At 36.9% G+C, this 20,945-nt stretch carries 23 protein-coding genes; 14 read left to right on the top strand and 9 right to left on the bottom strand.

The window, feature by feature from the left end; genetic code table 11:
* Positions 1–164 precede the first annotated feature (164 nt).
* From WG906_RS08115 to WG906_RS08105, 3 genes are all read left to right on the top strand, one after another.
* Positions 165–554 carry a YdeI/OmpD-associated family protein gene (locus WG906_RS08115; RefSeq protein ID WP_339992071.1) on the top strand — a complete coding sequence of 130 codons (390 nt, stop codon included), beginning with the start codon at positions 165–167 and terminating at the stop codon, positions 552–554.
* Positions 555–573: 19 nt separating this feature from the next.
* Complete coding sequence (locus WG906_RS08110) at positions 574–987, top strand: nuclear transport factor 2 family protein (protein WP_339992070.1); 414 nt, start codon at positions 574–576, stop codon at positions 985–987.
* A gap of 592 nt (positions 988–1,579) precedes the next feature.
* Entirely contained in the window at positions 1,580–2,494 is a 915-nt protein-coding gene (locus tag WG906_RS08105) for a pirin family protein (RefSeq protein WP_339992069.1), read from the top strand.
* A gap of 24 nt (positions 2,495–2,518) precedes the next feature.
* Here the strand turns inward: WG906_RS08105 and WG906_RS08100 are convergent, their stop codons facing one another.
* Positions 2,519–3,415, bottom strand: a complete 897-nt coding sequence (locus WG906_RS08100) for a bestrophin family protein (RefSeq protein ID WP_339992068.1) — start codon at positions 3,413–3,415, stop codon at positions 2,519–2,521.
* Positions 3,416–3,583: 168 nt separating this feature from the next.
* On the opposite strand from WG906_RS08100, the gene WG906_RS08095 reads away from it, so the two are divergent.
* Both WG906_RS08095 and WG906_RS08090 read left to right on the top strand, forming a co-directional pair.
* On the top strand, positions 3,584–4,375 hold the full coding sequence (locus WG906_RS08095) for a hypothetical protein (protein WP_339992067.1): 792 nt from the start codon (positions 3,584–3,586) through the stop codon (positions 4,373–4,375).
* Between the two features lie 201 nt (positions 4,376–4,576).
* Positions 4,577–6,406 carry a PAS domain S-box protein gene (locus tag WG906_RS08090; protein ID WP_339992066.1) on the top strand — a complete coding sequence of 610 codons (1,830 nt, stop codon included), beginning with the start codon at positions 4,577–4,579 and terminating at the stop codon, positions 6,404–6,406.
* A 351-nt stretch (positions 6,407–6,757) separates the two neighbouring features.
* Here WG906_RS08090 and WG906_RS08085 read toward each other — a convergent pair whose 3' ends face one another.
* Positions 6,758–7,642 carry a diacylglycerol/lipid kinase family protein gene (locus tag WG906_RS08085; protein WP_339992065.1) on the bottom strand — a complete coding sequence of 295 codons (885 nt, stop codon included), beginning with the start codon at positions 7,640–7,642 and terminating at the stop codon, positions 6,758–6,760.
* A gap of 75 nt (positions 7,643–7,717) precedes the next feature.
* On the opposite strand from WG906_RS08085, the gene surE reads away from it, so the two are divergent.
* The 3 genes from surE to WG906_RS08070 all read left to right on the top strand — a co-directional run bounded on the left by surE (position 7,718) and on the right by WG906_RS08070 (position 9,706).
* Entirely contained in the window at positions 7,718–8,458 is a 741-nt protein-coding gene (gene surE, locus WG906_RS08080; protein ID WP_339992064.1) for a 5'/3'-nucleotidase SurE, read from the top strand.
* A gap of 128 nt (positions 8,459–8,586) precedes the next feature.
* Positions 8,587–9,348, top strand: a complete 762-nt coding sequence (locus WG906_RS08075) for a DUF4382 domain-containing protein (protein ID WP_339992063.1) — start codon at positions 8,587–8,589, stop codon at positions 9,346–9,348.
* Positions 9,349–9,532: 184 nt separating this feature from the next.
* Positions 9,533–9,706 carry a hypothetical protein gene (locus WG906_RS08070; RefSeq protein ID WP_339992062.1) on the top strand — a complete coding sequence of 58 codons (174 nt, stop codon included), beginning with the start codon at positions 9,533–9,535 and terminating at the stop codon, positions 9,704–9,706.
* Between the two features lie 72 nt (positions 9,707–9,778).
* Here WG906_RS08070 and WG906_RS08065 read toward each other — a convergent pair whose 3' ends face one another.
* Positions 9,779–9,988 carry a DUF551 domain-containing protein gene (locus WG906_RS08065; protein ID WP_339992061.1) on the bottom strand — a complete coding sequence of 70 codons (210 nt, stop codon included), beginning with the start codon at positions 9,986–9,988 and terminating at the stop codon, positions 9,779–9,781.
* A gap of 535 nt (positions 9,989–10,523) precedes the next feature.
* Here WG906_RS08065 and WG906_RS08060 point away from each other — a divergent pair.
* Positions 10,524–12,293: an ATP-binding protein gene (locus WG906_RS08060; protein ID WP_339992060.1), complete on the top strand. Its 1,770-nt coding sequence runs from the start codon at positions 10,524–10,526 to the stop codon at positions 12,291–12,293.
* 22 nt (positions 12,294–12,315) lie between these two features.
* On the opposite strand, the gene WG906_RS08055 is transcribed toward WG906_RS08060, so the two are convergent.
* From WG906_RS08055 to WG906_RS08035, 5 genes are all read right to left on the bottom strand, one after another.
* Positions 12,316–12,888: a TlpA family protein disulfide reductase gene (locus WG906_RS08055; RefSeq protein ID WP_339992059.1), complete on the bottom strand. Its 573-nt coding sequence runs from the start codon at positions 12,886–12,888 to the stop codon at positions 12,316–12,318.
* 9 nt (positions 12,889–12,897) lie between these two features.
* Positions 12,898–13,362 carry a rhodanese-like domain-containing protein gene (locus WG906_RS08050; protein WP_339992058.1) on the bottom strand — a complete coding sequence of 155 codons (465 nt, stop codon included), beginning with the start codon at positions 13,360–13,362 and terminating at the stop codon, positions 12,898–12,900.
* 376 nt (positions 13,363–13,738) lie between these two features.
* On the bottom strand, positions 13,739–14,035 hold the full coding sequence (gene trxA / locus WG906_RS08045) for a thioredoxin (protein ID WP_339992057.1): 297 nt from the start codon (positions 14,033–14,035) through the stop codon (positions 13,739–13,741).
* A 299-nt stretch (positions 14,036–14,334) separates the two neighbouring features.
* The gene (locus WG906_RS08040; protein ID WP_339992056.1) at positions 14,335–15,438 is read right to left on the bottom strand and encodes an FKBP-type peptidyl-prolyl cis-trans isomerase; all 1,104 of its coding nucleotides are present in this window, start codon (positions 15,436–15,438) and stop codon (positions 14,335–14,337) included.
* A gap of 181 nt (positions 15,439–15,619) precedes the next feature.
* Positions 15,620–16,516 (bottom strand): universal stress protein, encoded by an 897-nt coding sequence (locus WG906_RS08035; protein ID WP_339992055.1) that lies wholly within the window; start codon positions 16,514–16,516, stop codon positions 15,620–15,622.
* A 245-nt stretch (positions 16,517–16,761) separates the two neighbouring features.
* On the opposite strand from WG906_RS08035, the gene WG906_RS08030 reads away from it, so the two are divergent.
* From WG906_RS08030 to WG906_RS08010, 5 genes are all read left to right on the top strand, one after another.
* Positions 16,762–17,640 carry a universal stress protein gene (locus WG906_RS08030; RefSeq protein ID WP_339992054.1) on the top strand — a complete coding sequence of 293 codons (879 nt, stop codon included), beginning with the start codon at positions 16,762–16,764 and terminating at the stop codon, positions 17,638–17,640.
* A gap of 23 nt (positions 17,641–17,663) precedes the next feature.
* Positions 17,664–18,506 carry a universal stress protein gene (locus WG906_RS08025; RefSeq protein WP_339992053.1) on the top strand — a complete coding sequence of 281 codons (843 nt, stop codon included), beginning with the start codon at positions 17,664–17,666 and terminating at the stop codon, positions 18,504–18,506.
* Between the two features lie 138 nt (positions 18,507–18,644).
* Positions 18,645–18,839, top strand: a complete 195-nt coding sequence (locus tag WG906_RS08020; RefSeq protein WP_339992052.1) for a hypothetical protein — start codon at positions 18,645–18,647, stop codon at positions 18,837–18,839.
* 10 nt (positions 18,840–18,849) lie between these two features.
* Positions 18,850–19,227: a response regulator gene (locus WG906_RS08015; protein WP_339992051.1), complete on the top strand. Its 378-nt coding sequence runs from the start codon at positions 18,850–18,852 to the stop codon at positions 19,225–19,227.
* A 114-nt stretch (positions 19,228–19,341) separates the two neighbouring features.
* The gene (locus tag WG906_RS08010) at positions 19,342–19,770 is read left to right on the top strand and encodes an Hsp20/alpha crystallin family protein (protein ID WP_339992050.1); all 429 of its coding nucleotides are present in this window, start codon (positions 19,342–19,344) and stop codon (positions 19,768–19,770) included.
* A 202-nt stretch (positions 19,771–19,972) separates the two neighbouring features.
* Here WG906_RS08010 and WG906_RS08005 read toward each other — a convergent pair whose 3' ends face one another.
* Positions 19,973–20,824 (bottom strand): universal stress protein, encoded by an 852-nt coding sequence (locus tag WG906_RS08005; RefSeq protein WP_339992049.1) that lies wholly within the window; start codon positions 20,822–20,824, stop codon positions 19,973–19,975.
* Positions 20,825–20,945: the final 121 nt, after the last annotated feature.

Here is a 20,945-nt window from a genome sequence, read left to right as displayed (position 1 = left end):
GAAAGGTACAAGGAATTGTATTTTAATTGTTAGAGAAATTAGCATCTACATGAATAATCCCTTCAATTATAGCCAGGATCACAAATTGCATTCAAAAACTTATCATCAATTCGCCCTTTGAATAATGACCAGCGTGTATTATCTTGAATTAAGCTAATTAAGGTATGGAGACAAAAGATGGAAAACAAGCTGTGTATGCCATAACCAGAGCTGATTGGCGTGAGTGGCTGCAGCAAAACAGCCAGTCCGAGAAGTCGGTTTGGTTAATTCTTTATCACAAGAAAAGTAAGATAGAGTGTATTAGTATCAACGATGCTACAGAAGAAGCGCTATGTTTTGGATGGATAGACAGTTTGGCAAAAAAGAGAGATGCTGAAAGTTATTACCTTACTTTTACGCCGCGTAAACCAAGGAGTAATTGGAGTAAACCCAACAGGGAACGGGCAGAAAGAATGATAGAGCAAGGCTTAATGACCATGCAGGGTCAGCAGCTTATTGATATTGCTAAGGAAACAGGAAGATGGGAACCCATAGCTGCAAAGGATGGTTTATAGAATTAAAATCTTTAATACAATGGAACAAAAAAAACCACTTCCCCCGTTTAATCTTGAAACGGCGACTCAAAAAGTACAGATGGCCGAAGATGCCTGGAATACGAAAGATCCTGAAAAAGTATCACTGGCCTATACTACAGACTCTGAATGGCGAAATAGAAATCTTTTTATTAACGGCAGGGAAGAAGTGAAAGCTTTTCTAACGGCCAAATGGGAAAGAGAATTAGACTACAAATTAAAAAAAGAATTGTGGGCATTTACTGACAATAAAATAGCCGTGCGGTTTGAGTATGAATGGCACGACAAGGATGGCCAATGGTACCGTTCTTATGGAAACGAAAATTGGGAATTTGATGAAAATGGTTTGATGAAAAAACGTTTTGCCAGCATCAATGACCTGGCCATTAATGAAACGGACCGGAGAATAAAATAAGAGGGCTCGTAAATAAAGTATGGAAAACAAAACCTCTCAACACATATAAGGCACATCTGCTTATTTACTGGGATTTTGTCTTTTCATCATCACTTCCCTGCATCTCACAAACAGAGCACAGAATAATTTAATTGATGAATTTACATCTGTTATAGCGTTGCTTTTAACCGTTTCGTCCGTGTTTTCATTTATGTCAATCAGGACAACAAATGACGAGAAAGAAATCCGGACAAAAAAATCGCAGATAATTTTTTCATCGGAATATATTGTTTTTTATAGGCTATGAAGCTTGCATGCGCTTGCTTATTTTGTTTCAGAGCGGTAAGCTCATGCAGGTTTCATCGCCTCGTTAATAGGAATATTCGGAATAATTCTTTTTATAATAATTCACTTTTGGGATAAATAACAACTGACAGCGCTTCATGTCAAATTACACTCTAAAGATTAACGAATTGATAAACAAGGATCTGATGAATTGTAAATCGGCAAATTTGCCATTTTAAACAAGTTTTTTTTTGATTTAAATTCCCTATTCGTCCTTGATAATCAGGTTATAAATTCCAATCTTTATTAAGTAAATCAGATACATATTATGCTGGATATTGTAATTGAGGCCCGTAAAGCATCCATTGCTCCGGGAATGGACGTAAAACGAATTCTCCCTTTCCGCCTTCGGAGAATGGTCGGACCTTTTGTATTTATGGATCATGCCGGTCCGGTAAATGTGCAGCCTCAGAAACTATCATCTATGGATGTGCTCCCACATCCTCATATCGGACTGTCGACTGTAAGTTATTTGTTTGGCGGTCAGGTTACCCATCGCGATAGTCTTGGGGTTGAACAGATAATCCGGCCAGGAGAGGTAAACTGGATGACTGCCGGCAGTGGAATTGCACATTCGGAACGTTTTGAAGATCCTTCAGCACTGGCGGGAGGCGCCCTAGAAATGATTCAAACCTGGGTTGCCCTCCCGGAAAAAGATGAAGAATCAAAGCCTTCTTTCGATAACTACAAACCTGAACAGCTGCCTATATTCACTGATAGCGGTGTTTGGATGAGATTGATAGCCGGCAATGCCTATGGCTTGAGAAATAATGTTAAAACACACTCGCCCTTATTTTATATTCATGTTTTACTGGATAAGGGAAAACGATTCGGGCTGCCTGAGGAACATACTGAGCGGGGTGTTTATATTGTAAAGGGAAGTTTGGAAGTTGCAGGAAATACATACACAGATGGAATGATGCTGGTGTTTACAAAGGGCTCGGATGCTGTTATCTATGCAAAAGAAAACACAACGCTGATGATGCTTGGCGGTGAACCTCTGGGAGAAAGGTTTATATGGTGGAATTTTGTGTCATCCAGGAAAGAACGTATTGAACAGGCCAAGGCCGACTGGAAGGAAGGGCGCATTATTTTACCCCCTACAGATAACCTGGAATTTGTTCCGCTTCCGGAAGATAAACCGAAACCTTCTGATAGTCCGCCTCCCGGGGTCCTTTCCTGAGGAGATTATTGGTTTCTATTTACCCTACATAAGGATTCCTTCTTTTGCTTCATCTCTTTGTGGCAAATTAGTATCTCCCAGCATTTCCTTTAAATCGATTTCTATATTTTGACTAATGGCTGAAACCGGTATGTCATTTTCACGGTTAGAGAACGGATCCTGAATTTCTATAGCTATTTGCTCTATCACCAGGAAAATAAAGATAGCACACATGGCCACCGGTATAGTTAAATAACCGAAGGAGTCGACCATGCCAAATGGAACCAATATTGCAAACATATGGACCAGAAGCCATGTGAAATAACTGTAGGGTACGGGAAAAGGTGTGTTTTTAATACGCTCGGCCGCACCTAGATTGTCAGTAAGCTGATAGATAGTTTCTTCTATTCTTAGTAACTCTATATCATTAATGATATTTTCCTGCTGAAGCTCTTTGATTGCATACATATTGTGAAGAAGAAGCAGGTTAGGAAGGTGCGATTTTGTAATGACCTGTTCATATTCTTCATCATAAAGAAATGGTTTTATGAATTCGTCGCAGTTTTGTTCACGTAAGCGGCAGCTCAACGCATAAACAAAAGCAATATGACGGTAGATAAGGCTCTCTAATAGCTCCCGGGAAATGCTGGAATGATGTGTAAACGTTATAAGCTGCCTTGCTAAACTTCTGGAATTATTTACAACAGAACCCCATATTTTTCTTGCTTCCCACCATCGCTCATAGGCAGAACTTACCCTGAAACCCATTAGAACAGATAAGGCAATGCTGATCATTGAAACTTCGGTGTTCGAGATGGCAATATTTATTTTATAATACGAATAAACAATACTGACCGCAATGCATAAACAGAGGTAAAAAAGAAGCCATTTCCATATCAGGAAGATAACCTTGATTGCCCGGATATTTGTTTCTATTATCATTTAATGTGTAATCCCTTTAAATTGGTGCCGGCTGTACAATCTGACACTGACAGTGAGTAAAATGTTTAATTCCTTCTTTTGTTTCGCACAAAACTGGTTTTCTACTGGTATTGTACCGGGAGGCCTTTTTTAATGGGAAGAGACGATCGGTAAAAAATAAGTTTAAGAATGGATACTATCTGCTTTAAATCTTTATTTTTACATAGTAATTCCACCTATGAAGTGAATATTATCTTACGAATGTTTTCCCTAGTGGGAATTGCAATGCTGCTTTTACTGACTTCTCTTAAGTCAACTAGGTTAGATCCCCGGGATATTATCGGCGCCTGGCAATATGGCCCTGCAACTGATAGAACAGTAATGATTGCTACCGATAGAGTTTTCACGGTTGCTAAGTATAACATCCCCGGGAAGAAGTTGATCAGTTCGTATGGCGGTACATGGCGGATGGACGGTAATAAGTTGCTGCAAAAAATAGAGTGGAATTCAGTTGATACCTCACAGGTTGGTAAAGAAATAAGCCTCGCTATTCAATTAGAAAAAGGAAAACTTATTGTAAAGGAAAAAAGTGAATCCTGGAGCCGTGCGGATAATGGTAAACCCGGGGAGCTGGCGGGCGCATGGATAATTTCAGGGAATTATATAAACGATAAGGTAACTAAAAGAGCCAGCCCGTTATTTCCCAGAAGGACTATGAAAATTCTCTCGGGAACACGGTTTCAATGGATTGCCTATAATGTAAAAACCAGGCAATTTATAAATGCCGGTGGCGGAAGTTACACTGCTGATAATGGGAAGTATACGGAAATGATTGAATTTTTCACCAAAACGCCGGAGAGTGTTGGTAAGGCTCTGAGTTTTCAATATTCGTTTGTTGATGGCGACTGGCGCCATAAGGGAGAGAAATCTACCGGTGGTGCACTGGATGAATGTTGGTCGAGGCGGGAAACACTTGAATAATAAAAGCCTGGCGTTTTAATTTTATTGATCTCCAATTTAATTTTTACTCGTCGTGGCAGGTAGGATAAATCGACAAAAAAATACCTGAAAGATGTTCTGGTTTTCTGTTTTATTAAAAACAAAAATATCTTAAATCAGGTTTAACAGCATGATGTATTTTATATTTTAATCACAGTTTGATATACCAATAAATAGCCTCTATTGTTAGCCAGCGAAAATATTTTCCGAAATATAGTTGAAATTTCTCCCTTTCCGGTTTATGTGTGCACAGGAGAAGATATGATAATAACCGTGGCAAATGACGCCACTTTAAAAGCATGGGGCAGGGATAAATCTGTTATCGGACAATCTTTCAGCGAGGCTCTCCCGGAGCTTCACGACCAGCCGTTTGCAGATCTAATACGCGAAGTTTATACCAGCGGTGAAACCTATTACACAAATAATGATCGCGCCGATTTAGTTGTTGACGGAGTTTTGCAGACCTTTTACTTTAAATTCACTTATCAGGCCTTACGGGATGAAGAGAATAATATAACCAGCGTATTATGTTTTGCGTCTGATGTTACGGAGCTTGAAAGGGCCAGACAAACGATAGAAAAAAGCAGGCAAACCTTATACAATATGGTGAGGCAGGCTCCGGTCGGTATATGCATTATTAACGTTAATGGCCTGGTGGTTGAGGTAGCTAACGAATCGTATCTTGAACTGGTAGGCAGAAAACGAACCGAACTTGAAAATCGTCCGATATGGGATGCTGTACCCGAAGCTGCTGATTCCTATGCTCCTGTATTAAATAATGTTATTAATACAGGTTCCCCCTTTTATGCTAAAGAGCATGAATTGATGTTGTTTCGTAATGGGGTAAAAGAGATGGTTTTTATTGATTTTGTTTATGAGCCAGTTACTGATATAGACGGTAATATAAGTTCTGTAATGGTTATCGGTATTGATGTAACAGATAAGGTTAATGCCAGGCGTGATATTGAAGATGCAGAGGAACGGGCCAGACTTGCAATTGAGGCGGCAGAAATGGGCACCTTTGACCTCGACATGGTTAACAATTACATGGTTACCTCCGATCGGTTTAATAACATATTCGGAGTAGAAAGTTCTGGGGTAACACGTGAAACTCTCATCCAGCTTATTCATCCTGATGACCAGGCTGTCAGGCAGGCAGCGCACGATGAGGCCATTAAGAGCGGTAAATTATTTTATGAGGCCAGGTTATTTTGGAAAGACTCATCAGTCCGCTGGATCAGGGTTCAGGGAAAAGCTTATTTTGATAACAATGGCCTTCCATTCAGGATCTTAGGAACTGTGCTTGATATTACAGAATACAAACGCCTTCAACAGCAAAAAGACGACTTTATAAGTGTTGCCAGCCATGAGCTTAAAACCCCTATGACCAGTATAAAAGCATCTATGCAATTGCTCGGCCGGTTGATTAATACAGATCCTGCTTCGCAAAAGGTTTCCATGTTCATGGATAAGGTAAATTCGAATCTTTTAAAGATGCAACAACTGGTTGAAAGTTTATTAAACGTTTCTAAAATAACCGCTGGGCAGCTCGCTCTGAATAAAACTACATTTACCTTATCTGAGATGATTCACGATTGCTGCGATCATATACGTATGAACGGTAAATATGAGCTGAAAATAGAGGGGGATATGGAACTGAAGGTTTTTGCCGACAAATATAAAATCGATCAGGTAGTAGCTAATTTAATAAATAATGTAGTCAAGTATGCTTCAGACTCCGAAAAAATAGTTTTTCATGTAAAAGAGGAGGGTGGAACAGCAAAAGTGTCTGTGCAGGATTTTGGACAAGGTATACCTGCTTCAAAATTAGAACATCTTTTTGAACGCTATTATCGCGTAGATTCAAGTGGGTTTCAATATTCTGGTCTGGGATTGGGCCTGTATATAAGCGCCGATATTATCCATCGTCATAATGGTAAAATAGGAGTAGTGAGCGAAGAAGGGAAAGGAAGCATATTTTGGTTTACTTTACCACTTTCGGAGAGTGCTTAATTTATATTTTGAGACATTTATTACCTGACAGATACAGTGATGAAGATGCATACAGGTGTTTCTTTCTGTTTGTAAGTTGGTATTAAGAGGGATAGTGAACCAGAATATATTTTCTTTCACCTCATCCTTCAAGGTCTTGTATATATGCTTAGTTTAAGTTCTCTTCTAAAAAAGAGAGGGTGAAATTACATTGCTCAATTGTATAATTAAAAGGAGTGAAAACAGGAACTTCCTGATCATTCAGGAACAATTATTAAGCCCTCCCGGGCTTTTTTTATTAGTGAAAAACCAGAATTCAATTGTTTTAATTAAGAACCTCATTCGTGCCTCTTTGATTGCACTGGAGTTATCCTAAGGTTTAAACAGGAATTTTAAAACTCCCTCCATTACTTCAATTTTTACTTCCTTTTTCTCATTGTCAATCAGTTCGTCATCAAGGTGCATCAGCATTCCATCCCATTTTATTTTTATGATTTTACCTTGAATGGTACTAAATTTAAAAGGTTTCTCTAAGCCATTTAATTTATCAGAGATATATTGCTTGAATTCATCTCTTTGATTTTCTGAAATTAATACTATTTCAAAAAGCCCATCTCCCGGATCAGCCATGGGTGCAAGAGTCATATTAGGTCCTATTGAACGGATATTCATAATCTCTACCAATAAATAATTACCGGAGTGGTCTATTCCATCAATATCCAGCACGCAGGATTTAGCTTTATAGGAATCAATAATCTCCATTAAAACTTTCAGAGCGGTTTGTAATTCTTTTTCGGGGGTGTCAGACTCATTATCCTTCACTTTCATCTCCTTCATCAGGCGGGGAAAGACACCATAGCCAAAGCCTTCCAGAAAGAACAGGCCTTCATTGCCTGCAATCTTTCCGATGTCAATTCTTTTTATGTTTTTTGCCTCCCATAAACCGATATCTTCCTTTGAATTAAAACCCAGGGTCGTTGCTATATTGTTTGCCGTACCCATCGGCAATACCGCAATAGGAAACTGTTTATCAATCAGTTTTCTCTCAATTATCTTTTTTACTGCTTTCCGGACAGTTCCATCGCCTCCGGCGATAATTATAAAGTCTGTTTCCTCCTCAAATTCATCCCATCCCTTTTCTTTAATGGAAGCATAGTTGCATTCATAACCATGAGTGCGGATTAAGGAAATAAGTTCTTTTTTCGAATGATCTTCATCACCTGCGGATGGATTGTGTAGCAGCTTGGCTATTTTCATAAATTAATTGTAAGTGTATTTCTCAAAAACATCCAAGTTGTTTATTGGTTGGCATTATAGATAATTTATTTAAAAATGAGAATACTGGTAACCAACGATGACGGAATATATAGTCCGGGAATAGCCGCTTTAGCTAAAATAGCTTCGCAGTTTGGTGAAGTAAGAGTTGTAGCTCCCGATGTAGAACAATCGTCAATGGGCCATGCCGTTACGCATTCCAGACCTTTGACTTATAAAAAATCGCCAATTGTGTTCGAAGGTTTAGAGGCTTACCGGGTGAACGGAACCCCTGCAGATTGTGTTGCTTTGGGAACCCATTTGTGGTCCAAAACCGACGTAGTGCTTTCAGGTATAAATATGGGTCCTAATTTGGGTAACTCTATGTGGCATTCGGGAACTTTGGCGGCAGCAAAACAAGCCGTATTGTTTGGAATAAAGGGAATCGCCTTTAGTACCCCGGTGGGGAAAACGGAACCAGATTTTGATGCACTGGCGCCCTTCGTGGAAAAAACGCTTTCTGTATTACTTGAAAATACTGAACTTGGTCTATTTAATGTCAACCTCCCTGAAAACCCTAAGGGAATACAATGGACCAGGCAGTCTGTCCGGCTGTATGATGGCACTATCGTTCCAGGAACTGATCCAATGGGTAGAAAACATTACTGGTTTACCGTTTCACCTTTAGAGGCGGCAGAAGAGGGGACAGACCGTTGGGCAATAGAAAATGGCTATGTCTCTATAACACCTTTACGTTTAGATTTAACCAATGAAGGAGAGCTTGCAAAAGCTTTAAGTGTGCACCCATTAATTAATTAGTAAATCGTAATAATTTAATCAAAAGATATTAAGCATTCCCTAAATCAGTCTTTTTATACAAAGAGTTTCAAAACTTCATCAAAACTTCATGTTCAGACAGGAACTTTGACTTGATCAAATAAAAGAACATGAAACGATTTTTTATAATTTCAGCACTATTAGTTGTAGTTGCTTTTACAGCATGTAAGGATGATAACTCATCTTCTGTAACTAAGTTTTCTGTTAAAATGACAGATGCCCCCGGTGCATATCAGTCTTTAATGCTCAATGTAAAGGAAATCCAGGTGTTGACATCTGAGGGCACTTCGACACTACCTGTCGGTACAGATCCATTTGATATTTTGCATTTCAGAATGGGTAAAGATACATTGCTAGCTTCTCAGGACATTCCCGCCGGTCAATTGCAGGAAATTCGTCTTGTATTAAATGAAACCGGTAACACGGTTGTAATTGATGATGTAGCTTATAATTTAACTACCCCCAGTGCGCAAAGCTCGGGCCTGAAATTAAAAGTGAATGCGGATTTAAATTCGGGAAGTGAGTATACTTTATTGCTTGACTTTGATGCTGCTAAATCAATTGTTAAAACAGGAAATGGTAAATATATTTTAAAGCCTGTAATCCGGGTAATTCCGCAGGCAGTCTCGGGATCGTTAAGAGGAATCATAATCCCGGCTTCATCAAGTCCTAAAATTTATGCAATTACAGGTACAGATACAATCGGTACCATCTCAGATGCAACAGGTAACTTTTATTTCCCCGGTTTGAAAGCAGGAGTTTATAAAGTTAACATAGAACCTGTAAGCCCTTATCAGTTCAAAAGCATTGAAAATGTTTCTGTTGTGAACGGGTCAACAAATAATATCGGAACAATTACTCTGGTGCAATAATTATTATCGCTTAAGCACTAAAGAATTAAGTATGTCCGGAGAATTTAGTTTTATTCTCCAGGCATACTTTTTTTGTTTCAAATGCCTCAAAAAGCTAAGTAAGAACAAGCGGTTGGTACCTTACACAAAATGTCATTTATATTAATACATTTACAGCAACACTTTCCCTGTTTAACTAAAAATTATGAAAGCACCTTCCGCTCCGCAACAAATTACCTGGATAATTGGATTAATATGTGGTATTGCCGGGATAATCGGGCATTATGCTAATGTTCCTGTTATAACAGAAAACAATTACCTGCTGCTATTAATTGGTTTCGTTGCTCTGGCTTTGGGTACTACCTTTAAAGGGATATGATTTAGCAGTCACTTTTCTGTTTATTAGAAAATAAACAAAGAGGGTTGGACTCCTTCCGTGACAATAATTCGGTTAAGAACAATTCTCCTCCGCATGACCAAAAACAGGTGCTGCGGGTATAGGCATCCAATGACTTACTCTATTTAGTTTGAGGCCATCCACACTTTGAACAAAATTGATTCTATCAAAATTATAGCCGATTGCCAAACCTTCTTTCTCATCATAAAGAAGTACAAATTCCATTTCTGCTGGTAACGATTCTAACACTGAAATCCATCTCATAAAAGAGAATACAAATTTTTTAGTCTTTTTGATTTGTCTATTTATAAATCAGGTGTTTCTTTAAATGTTTTCTGTATAAATACTTCGTTTTTTTTTAATAAACTCTGGACCTCCCGTGTTTTATACGCGTCTAAACGAATATAGTTTCCCCTCACCGCTGTAACAGCACTAATTCGTCCTGGAGAGTCCACAAATAACTTGTAGTTAACAGGTGTGCTGTCCCCACACAAGCTAAAACCCCATGGTGCCCGGTTATTTTATGGTAGTGGACCCTGATTTTCTAAAATAAGCTTCTCAAATATCCATCGAATATTCTGGAAGTGTTAAAAAAAACATGATCCCTTGGATAGTCTTTCTTTATCTCTCGAAATTTCTGATTCTAATATCTGAAACCAAATAACTAAGTTTGCGTACAAGTTAATGTATTTAAGTTTATAGGTGGCTGGTAGTTTAAGCCCCTCATAATCGGTTAAATAGGAGCATTCTTAATAGCGGTATAAAATTAAAAATGTTTAAATCTGTCTTTGATTAATTTATGGAGAAATCTATACAATTTTATAATTGGTCGTTAAAAAAACTGCTAGAGACAGAGGCTAATACATTTATTAAAGCCAGGATCAAAATTCTTTTTGTCGTACTGATATTTCCATTAATAAAACTTACGGTTGCTATTCCGGTAGCATGGCATCATCATCAGTACTTTCATCTGCAACGCGCTGTTATTATGCTCGTGGTTTACCTGGTATTGCTAAAGGTCTTTTTAATTAATAAGGCTTTTACGAATACAATTGCACATGTCATGGTTTGGTTGGGACTGCTAATTATCTGGACCAATGCCTTTGTTTATGCTCAGACCATTAATATCGTAACGCTCCAGTTTATTTTCATGCTTGTTTTAAGCAGCTTTTATTTGTTAAATAAACGCTTCGGCATTGTATATTCTTTATTAGGCACTTTACCCGTTGTCCTGCATCTTATAATGGAAGGCAAAGTGAATTTTATAGCAAGGGCCCCTAATGAGCTAGCCTCTCCGGGCTTTGAACTTATTGTGGTATTAAATTTTATAACCATAATTATAACACATTATTTATTTCAGCAAGCCTTTGTCGCCAATATTGCTGAAAAAGAGGTTTTAAATAAACAGTTGCAATTGGCAGTTATAGAGGCTAACCATGCTGCTGTATCGAAGTCAAATTTTTTGTCAACAATGTCGCACGAGCTGAGGACACCACTTAATTCTGTAATTGGTATCAGTGAGCTTTTATTACTTGATTCAAAAGACCAGGAGCAGGAAGAAAATCTTAAGATTTTAAAGTTTTCGGCGATGAATCTCCATTCCCTTGTTAATGATATTCTGGATTTTAATAAACTGGAGTCTGATAAGCTGGATTTGGAGACAATACCTGTTAACCTTTTTGAATTAATAAATGAAGTTTGTTCAGGACTTCGTTTCCAGGCCACGAAAAAAGGAATAGATTTTATCCTGGATGTGGATGAAGAAATAAAAGATCAATTTATTGTAACTGATCCCACACGTATCACGCAAATTATATTTAATCTGGCTGGAAATGCGATTAAATTCACCGAAACGGGGTATGTTTCTGTTAGTTTAAAGGCTCTCGGATGGGACAAAGATAAATTAAGTATACGTTTTTCTATTACTGATACTGGAATAGGTATTAGTGCTGATAAGAAGGAAGCTATTTTTGAACCATTTACGCAGGCATCTTCCAGTACCACACGAAATTTTGGTGGAACAGGATTAGGGCTGTCTATTGTAAAACGATTACTGTATTTGTTTAAGAGTAAAATTAAGGTTGAGAGTACTCTGGGACTTGGATCAACATTCTGTTTTGATATTTCATTTGAGTTGGATAAAGAGCCAGTCGGCTTACTTTCATCGGGAATGGAATCTGAATATGATCTGGCAGAACTGAAGGTGTTAGTAGCTGAAGATAATACTATGAACAGGCTTTTACTCACCAAGGTATTTACAAAATGGAATAATAAACCGGTTTTTGCTATGAACGGGCTTGAAGCTATAGAAAAGATCAAAACGAATGACTTTGATGTAGTGTTAATGGACCTTAATATGCCTTTAGTAGATGGGTTTGAAGCTTCGAAAACAATTCGGGATATCGCAGACCCTGTTAAATCTTCTATTCCGATTATCGCTTTAACGGCCTCTGTATCTGTAGATGTCTATGATAAAATTAAGGAAGCGGGAATGGACGATTTTATTCTTAAACCTTTTAAGTTAAAGGAGCTTTACCTCAAGTTAAAAGAGATCACTTTAAAGGCATAAATTCGGGGAATCACTTCTTAACTTATTTTAATAATCCGCTAATAAAGTTTTGCATTTCTGCTGAATTATAATCGGCCATCCCTTCATGATAAAATACTATTTCGCCTTTTTTATTAATGATTACCGTTGTTGGCACGGTTCCTTTAAATAATGCTTCGGGAACAGGACTGTCTTGTGCAAAAGCTGTCAGATTGTATTTGTTTTTCTTCAGGAATAATTCGGCATCTTTCAACTTACTGTCTACATCAACCATTAAAAAAACAATTGATTTATTCGCGCCAAATTTAGTTTTCAAGGAATTAACAGAAGGCATTTCGGCTATACAGGGAGGACACCATGTGGCCCAAAAGTTTAGAAAAATCACCTTGTTTTTCAATTTCGAAATATCTGTCTGATCTCCGCTTGCAGAAATAAATCTAGCTTGAGGCGCCATCGGATAATTACTTTCAATATTGTTTTTTTCGATATCCGGCTCGTACAAGCCTGTCTTTATAAGGCCTCCTAAAAATAGAGACCTGGCTTTAGGGTTAAAAGTAATTACACCTAAACATAGCAGTAGAAAGATAAAGCCTGAGTTAGATTTGATAAATTTCATTTATGTTTTTTAAATTCCAGCCGGGTATCCCTTATTTATCCAGTCCGTTTTAATATTGGTGGGCAGATTTAACAGTTTCCCGTTTTTAAAACCAGCGTCTTTCAAGGCCTGAAACGCGGGCCGTATATTGGGACATCTTTCAAAGGGACAGCATCCGCAGTAAATAACGAGCACCGTGTTTTTGGGTATTTTTATTAATGTTTTTTTAAAAAGTTCCAGATTCTTTCTATCGCTTGAAGCGCCCATTTTTTTTGCGCCCTTGATGTTTTCCATAACACCGATATTAAAAATCAAGGGTTTTGAAACCTGAGACTTGATTAATATAGCTGCCAGTACAGATGGTTCCATTAATTGATCTTTGGTCCAGGGATCGGTTAGTTTTCCCGACTGCATTTTACCTGGGACAACCTGGGCGCAGACAATGTTTATTATTAGTATTGCAAAGAAGGAGGTGCTGAAAATTGACTTGATCATGAGTGAGAAATTATAATTGTTGATTAATGAGGAAGCTAATCTTTAATCAAACATTAACTTAGTCCAATAACCATATCCAATGTTTACAAATACTGGTTGCGGGCAGGCTCCTGTTAATGCCCAGCCCAGACCGAAACCAGAGCCTCGAAATATACCTTGTTCATCTTTTGTCTTTGTTAACAAATACGATCGGATTATAAGTCGAGCATAGTTTTTATTGTATTTAATATGAGGTTGCCCTCCGTGATGCGTAATATCTGATCCTGAATAGATATCTATTCGCAACTGAGACATTCAAACGAAATAATGGACTTATTACAGAGACATTCGTCGCGCGATAAAAAACTGTTTTCAGAAAGCTGAATAAAAAAATGATCTAAAGATGTTTATCGATTATCTGTTTTAGTTCACTGGCTTGCATCACACCAGACTGTCGCCATTTTGTTTCTCCGGTCTTGAATAAAATAAGCGTTGGAACTCCCTGGATGCTATATTTTCTGGCAACCTCCGGGTTTTTATCTACATCTACTTTTAATATTGTAGCATTATCTCCAATTAAACCCTTTAACTGTTCTAAAATAGGAGCCATCATTTTGCATGGCCCACACCATTCTGCCGAAAAATCTACCAGTACGGGTTTGTCTGATTTAATTAGTTCAAAAAAACTTGCCATATGCTTAAATTTGCCTCTTGTTTGTTATTAACTTGTTAAGTTCTGTTTTTATTTTCTACCGGCTAATTAGTTTATTTTTACAAAAGTGCAAGGATTAAACTGCCGGAATTGTGATATATGTCACCCGTTTGATAAGTTCGAAAACAGTCATCCCAACTAAATTTTATATTCTGAACTCTCTAAGAATAACTAGTTTAAGGAAGTATTTGTTTATTTTTTCCTGTCGAAATACAAGCAGGGCAGAATATGATAATCTTAGCATGAAAAATTTTGAGGCAAGAGAAAATGCATCGCGAAAGTTAACGTTTTATGAATTGGTTTAATATATCAAACCATTTTATAGAAAAGGTGGGGTTAGATGCCGGAGAATATTTTCTGTCAAAGTTTGAATTTTTTACATTTTCATTATTTATTAAGAGCATAAATGAGGTGAGGCTGTTAATGACTGGCTTCGGACGATATTGAGGCACAGAAGTGACGTATTTTTGTTTTTGATATTTAGCATCCTCGTTTGTTGCTTTATTAATTTTAATTAACTCTATATCCACCAATAAGGTTGTATAGGGCTCGATTAAATCGGCATATCCCATAGCCCCGAAGGCAAGATGAGAGGGGATGATAAGTGTCGCAGAAGAGCCTTCGGCTAAAAGTAACAAACCTTCATCCCATGCGGTTATTATACCGGTTCCTGCAACTATTACTTTAATAGGAACGTATTCTCGTCCTGGTTGTACTAACCTGGCTTTTACAGCTTCCGATTTAACACTTGAATCAAACGCCTTACCACCAACAGTGCTTGCTGTGTAATTAATCAGTACAGTATCGCGGGGGGCAGGTCTCATATTTTTTGTGGATTTTTTTATTATGAAAATCAGGCCGGAAGAAGTGAAATGAGGACTTAACTTATTGTCTAAAAGATATTTAGCTAATAGTGATCTTTCTTTATCCAAAGCTTTTTCTTCTTCGGCAATTGCCTCCTCCACCGTTTGTACCTCTTCGATTTTGATAAGAAATATTAAATTACTTCCTTTCGATAAAAATTTAGGTCGTTCGTACTCGCGGTTTTTAAATATAACGTCGGTAGGAATTTGAATTAAGACACTGTCTTTTTCGTAAAGAAGAATAAAGACGTCCATAAAGTCGGTTATGTTTCTTGAAGGAATAATCTGTGCCCTTAATGGATTGTCCCGGTCGTAGCTGCTGAATAAAATTGAATCCTTTTCTGTTTTTTCAATTAGATTAAACGTGATTATATTGTTCAGATGGATTTTTTTACCTGATTGTTCATTATATATTTTATACTTAATTCCGTTGGGAGTGGTATTAAGTGTATCAATACTGTAAGCTTTAGTAAAAAAAGCCAGAAAAAAAGTGCTTGCAATGAATCCGGCTATAAATTTCATGATCCAGTTTTATTAATTAATGAAGATTTTTTTCAGCTCATATGCATGGGATAAATTGAAGCTAAATACGTGCTTTTTTATGAATGATGGAAGGAGGGTAGTCAGGTTGTTTAATGACACTGATCAGTAGTTTGGTAACTCCTCTTTTTTATTTAATTGAAATGGTAGTGTTTTTTAGGTTTTAACCAGCTTTTTTAGAAACAGTTTTTTTATTTTCGATAAATGAGGTATCGCTGTATTTCGGTAGCGACAGTAATGGGAATTTTAACCTTTCAACCAATCCGCATGCCTTACTTTCTCTGAAAAGATTTTCGAGCTTCATTTTGGGTGTTGTAAACATGCAAAGTACATTATTGCTTTTTCGCTTCATATACAATCTCATTTCATCTATTAAAGTCAGTTCTATATTTCTCTTTACCTCGGTGAATTTAACTCTCGAAGTTTTTAGAATGTCTAACAAATTTATGTCAGCTTTTGATATGCCATAATTGAAGTTTACTGCCTCTACTTCGGCATTCAATTTTTTAGCGAGAGCGCCTACTTGTTTGAGCTCATTTACCGGATCTTTCAGATCGCAGGCATAGGTAAGTTGCCTGATAGGTTTATAAGTATAATTGAGTGGTATAATAAAAACGGGGATTTGAGCCCTTGATATGATTACTGAGGTGGTACTGCCTAAGAAAAATCTTTTCAGTCCTGATGAGCCATGAGTGGACATAATAATGAAGTCAATTTTTTCATCTTCCACAACCTGCAGAATGTCATCGATCACATTTCCGCCAAGTTTAATTTCATAGTCAGAATGCAGGGATGAAGGAGATATGTTAAATTTTTGGCAGCTTTTTGCTATGATTTTTATCAGTTTTTGTTCTTTGGAATGAATGGCTTCCAGAACTGCATCATCATAAGAAGTTTTAACGCTGCTCGAAGGGATTAACTCACAAATAGAATGAAAAAACAGGAGCTTGCATTTAAATTGTTGTTCAAACCCAATAGCGAAATTTATTAAAGCATTCGGGCTTCCTGAAAAGTCGATGGGAACCAGTACTTTTTTCATCTGATTTACTTGTGTTATCATACAAGCTTTATTAAAGCATCACTGATCACACTCTTGTAATACGAAGTTCATGCGTAAATCGCATTCTTCCGGTGATACGGGTCAGTACCGGATATGATTGTGGTTGAGCTATCGGAATGGTATTTTTTAACGTAAAAGGAAATTTCCGGAATATAAATATTTAATAAATATCAGCTTCAGAACTGATTATTGTCAGGTAACTATTGCTTGTGTTAAATGATATTTAATAACTATTTATTGGGGCCATGAAAACGATTCTGGTACTAACTGATTTTTCTGATCGATCTGAACATGCCGCTGAAGTTGCCTGGCATATGGCTCTCAGAATGGAGGCTGAATTATTATTTTATAACGCTTACTACTATATGCCCCAGGCAGAAGATACTTATACGGGAGTCATTCCGGTTCATTCTAGAAGTTATGCCGCCTTTGAAAAGGAAAGTTTAGAGCAGCTTTTTGAATTAACCGATCGTTTGGCAGATAGATTTTCAGGAGATAAAAAACCTTCAGTCAGATGTCAGAATGGAATGGGTGACCTTGCAGAGAATGTTCGTGATGTTCTGAACAAAGAAAACATTTGGATGATTATTATGGGTGATAAACGAGAGGAAGGACTTTTTACACATTTATTATACGTTAGCGGAGCTAGTGAGGTGCTGAAAGTTGCTACATGTCCTGTCCTGATGATACCTGAAAAATTTTCTTTTCATAATCTTGACAGAGTAGCACTGGCGCTGGCTTCGTTTGATCAGGCTGATTTCTGGGCATTGAAATATGTCACTCAAATGGCTCTTCCTTTTGATTCGGAAGTAATTGTTATACATGTTTCTGCAAAAAAGGCACACGAGAAAGAAGGTAACAGGGTTCTTGAAGAATTTTATCATCAGAGTGGTTCAATAGATTATGATAAAATATCTTTTCATGATATTCAGGGTGATGATATTACCAAATCACTTGTAAATTTTGAACAAATAGCGGGTTTGGATATGCTTGCGGTTGTTCATAAGAAACATCCTTTTTACGAGGAATTATTTCATACAAGTACAACAAAGCAATTGATGGGCTATCATTCAATTCCATTACTTGTCTTTCCCCCAGCATACATAATTGAACCTGGAGAGTGAATTTTTGAGCGAAGCGAAATAATATGGAAAAAATAAGTGCTGCTTTTGATGGTTTGAAATTTTCGAGAAGTACGCTTGAATATGGCATAGACCTGGCTTCTAAAAGCGATGCCCTGCTATCCGGTATATTCCTTGATGATTTTACGCACCATAGTTATAATATATATGATATGGTCGGAAGTCAGGGGGTATCTAAAGAGAAGGTTAAAAAGTTAATAAATGCCGACAAAGCAGCCCGGTTAAAATCTGCAGAGGCTTTTGAACAGGCCTGTATTAAAGCAAATATTAAACATGTGGTACATCACGATAAGAGTATTGCGTCTCAGGAGTTAATTAAAGAAAGTATTTACACTGATTTGGTTTTAATAAATTCTGATGAAACATTCAATCATTTTACTGAAGTTCCCCCAACTCAATTCATTCGGGATTTGCTGATTGATATGCAATGCCCCGTAATTATTATCCCCAAAGAATATAAAAGGATTGAGAAGGTAGTTTTGCTCTATGATGGCAAGCCGGCATCCGTATTTGCCATAAAAATGTTCAATTATATGCTTCCCTGGATGAAGGATCTTGAGACTGAAGTAGTTTCAGTTATGGATCCTCAGGACCGTTTAGAGCTACCTGATAATAATTTAATCCGGGAATTTGTTAAATGTCATTATCCTGATGCTACTTATAATATTCTTTATGGAAAACCAGAAGAAGAAATTGTAGCCTTTGTTAGAGACCTACAACAAAATGTTTTAATCGTTTTGGGTGCCTATAGCAGAAACACAGTTTCCCGATGGTTTAAAACCAGTATGGCTGATATATTAATGAAAGAAGTATCTGTGCCGATGTTTGTCGCACACAATAAGGGATAATAAAAGAGCGCATATAAATAGAGAATCTTAAAGAAGTACTGAGATTTCAATAAGAATCTTATAACTGGCTGATAACGGTCATAAAGCGAATGTCTTAAACTTTTGAAATTTGTATTAACATTTAATGATTAAACAATTATGAAAACAGAACACACCACCAGAGACCTGAATGAGGCAATCGATTTATTTTTAAGAGAATTGCCCGACCCGAATAAAACTAATGATTCAACGTTTACCGATGATTTTTTAATTGCAGGGTCTGAAGTAATTCTAAAAGCTCAAAAAGTGAAGGGAAGTACCGGTATGAAATGGAAAATTGATTACAATAACTAAATGTAAAGAAATGTTAAAACGGATCCTGGTGGTTGAAGATAATGCTGAACAACGGGAGATGTTACGGGAAGTTTTGTCGTATTTAGACTTCCTGGTAATAGCTCTTCCGGATGGTAAAGAGTTGTTTAGCCTGGTCGAATCTTTTAAGCCGGATCTGCTTTTGATTGATTATATTCTTCCTGGAGAAAATGGCGTAGAATTATGCCACAAATTAAAACAGGATCCGAGAACTTCTGGAATGCCAGTGATTCTTATGTCGGCATATCTGGGCGTTCTGGAGCATTTTAGTTGTTGCAGTGATGTGTTGTGCAAGCCGTTTGATTTGGATGTATTACTTCAAAAAATAAATATCTTAACAGGAGAAAAAAGTAGTTTTGTTCGCTCATAATCAAGTGTTTATTATTATGTTGACGAAAATCAGTTTACTGGATAACGGGTATCAATCAGAAGCTTTTATAAGCTTTTGATATTTGATGTATAAATCTAATTAATACTTAAAGCTATGGGATCACTAATTAAATCATCCGGCATGCCATCGATCAGATCACTTATGGAAGACTTTTGGACTAGCGAAAATTTGCTGGATAGGGCTTTCAGAAGAGACGTTTTGCCCGCGGTAAATATTAAAGAAAATGAAGGGAATTTTGAAATTGAGGTAGCTGCACCTGGTTTTCAAAAACAGGATTTTAAAGTGGATATTCAAAACGGTGTTTTAAATATCAGCGCTGAAACTTCAGAAGAAAGTACTGAAGATAAAGATAATTATACGCGAAAAGAGTTTTCTTATAGTTCTTTTAACCGTTCGTTCAGCCTTCCTAAAAATATCAAAGAGGAGAATGTTCAGGCCAGGTATGAAAATGGCGTATTAAAATTGAAGCTTGAAAAATCTCAAAAAGACGAACCTCAGAAAAAAAGCATTTCAATAGAATAGCTTTTTATTGAAAAAGCCGTCTCAAAAGTGAAATTTGCCGACTTTCGGTCAATTAAAATTTTGTAAGATTTTTCCTTAATGAAAAAGCCCTCAATATTCAGGTTGAAAGTTGAGGGTTTTGCTGGATTTTCTTTTATGACAGCCTCTTTTTTTCACAGGTTAACCCATTAAGTAATAAGTAAAGTAACAATTTTTTCGGGTTTTAAGGAAGTACCAGTATAGGCACATGATGATAATTCAACATTTCTTTGCTGATACTCTTGTGTAAAACCTTACCTATGAAAGATCGTTTTTTATGAAGTATGGCAAGTATATCCACAGTTTCTTTTTTTGTGAATTTTTCTAATGCCATGGCAATATCATCCGAGCGAACATCAGTGTAACTAATCTTTAAGAATTTAATTCTTGATATAATCTGTTTGTAACTGTCGTAATTCCTTACTTTTTCTTCTGCTGTCAAATCATTTGAAAGCACATGGATTACCAATATTTCGGATCCCCAGATATCAGAAAGTTCTTTTAGAAAACTCATAGACTTATGCTCAGATTGTTCTAAGTCCGTTGCATAAGCAATTTTCTTGAGGGGCTTAGGTTTTATCTTCTCGGGTATTAATAATACAGGACAAACAGCTTCTTCTATTAAAGTATGAGTGTCGCTTCCAAAAATAAACCTGCTAAATGTTCCTTCCTGACTTTTATCTCCCATAATAATCATCCAGAATTTTTTTAGTTTAGCTAGTTCATGAACATTTTCTGCAATATTTCCGGGATCATTTTTTATCTGGATTTCGGGCGGAGCTCCTGCATTTTCCTCTGAAAATTTTTTCTTCAATCCTTCTGCTTTTTTCTTCAATTGAAGCAGGTTCTCTTTTTCAATCACTGCATAATCTTCATAGTAGGGATATATTGTTGTTACTGCAGGTATTACCTGGGGAACGAAAAAGGAATTATAAAGGAGGATTTTTGCTTTTGCTTTAGATGCAATTTGCATAGCGTATTGTGCTGCGTGGTCAGCTCTTGCGGAAAAATCGGTCAATACTAATATTGTCTTCATAACCATTTTTAACTGTTGTGAAAATCGATAATTTTTTGCGCAAACTCTTTGATTCAGATCATATTTAATATTGATTTTCAGAAAGATTGAAAGCTAACTGACTGACTTTTATCATTGGTTA

The sequence above is a fragment of the Pedobacter superstes genome (assembly GCF_037622515.1).
Taxonomy (GTDB): domain Bacteria; phylum Bacteroidota; class Bacteroidia; order Sphingobacteriales; family Sphingobacteriaceae; genus Paradesertivirga; species Paradesertivirga superstes.
Note: the sequence above shows the minus strand (reverse complement) of the source record. Positions and strands in the feature narration are given on the sequence as shown.